Annotated in this window: 1 tRNA gene; it reads left to right on the plus strand. The window is 40.2% G+C overall.

Annotation, left to right across the window (positions count from 1 at the left end):
- Positions 1 to 79: 79 nt before the first annotated feature.
- A tRNA-Ser gene (locus tag KA858_RS12025) sits at positions 80 to 169 on the plus strand.
- The last annotated feature ends 433 nt before the right edge of the window (positions 170 to 602 follow it).

Genomic DNA, 602 nt, shown 5'->3' on the forward strand with positions numbered 1-602 from the left:
GTTCGAGTCCCGTAGGAGTCATACAAACAGAAGTGAAATATCGCTTCTGTTTTTTTATGTATTATATAACTAATATTGAGGAGAGCTGTCCGAGTCTGGCCGAAGGAGCACGCCTGGAAAGTGTGTAAGCGCCATAAGCGTTTCAAGGGTTCGAATCCCTTGCTCTCCATAAGTTAAGCCCTATACAATAGAGTTTCAAGCTAGCAAGTGTCAAAAAAGTGTCAAGAAAATAATTCTCTGACACGTTGACCTTGCTTTTTTATTGTTAGTAAGTTGAAATGTATAGGGAAGTGGGACAGAATTCTTTTTAAATTCGTCGTCCGCTCTCAGCTTGCTTTGCTTGTGGAATTTTTTTATGAAATTCTCTCTGCTGGGGCCCCGAACCCCAACTTGCTTAGCTTGTAAAATCACTTTCGTGATTTTTTGTGTTGGGGCCCCGCCCGCAAGGATGACTAGAACTGAGAAAAGCTTGAGTTAAGCGCATTTTCAGTTCAGTCAGCTACTGCGAATTTGCAAATAGCATCATCATATTATTTATGTCCCAGCCTCTTACATATTCAATCATAAGATACGCTTAGTTTTTGGCATAATGAACATTTTTC

The sequence above is a fragment of the Staphylococcus sp. GDX8P80P genome (assembly GCF_017893095.1).
Lineage (GTDB): Bacteria > Bacillota > Bacilli > Staphylococcales > Staphylococcaceae > Staphylococcus > Staphylococcus borealis.